We start from the raw sequence: 234 nt of genomic DNA, 5'->3' as shown, positions 1-234 counted from the left end.
GCCATCGCCATCAGTGTCTGTCAACTTAGGTGTCGTGATATCAGGCTTTCCATCGTTATCTTTATCCGTTACCGTTGTACCATTTGGATCAGATTCTTCTTTGTTTGGAATGCCATCATTATCGGCATCTTCATCCCCGTCTGGTGTACCATTTCCATCAGAATCAGGATTTGTTGGATCTGTACCTGCAGCTTCTTCATCTTTATTATTGATACCATCGCCATCGATATCAGG

Annotated in this window: 1 pseudogene; it reads right to left on the bottom strand. The window is 43.2% G+C overall.

Annotated features, from left to right (window positions below):
* A pseudogene (locus CD111_RS10250) lies at positions 1 to 234 on the bottom strand (hypothetical protein); the annotation flags it as partial.

The sequence above is a fragment of the Mammaliicoccus stepanovicii genome (genome assembly GCF_002902525.1).
Classification (GTDB): Bacteria; Bacillota; Bacilli; order Staphylococcales; family Staphylococcaceae; genus Mammaliicoccus; species Mammaliicoccus stepanovicii.
This window is presented reverse-complemented; position numbering and strand designations above follow the sequence as displayed.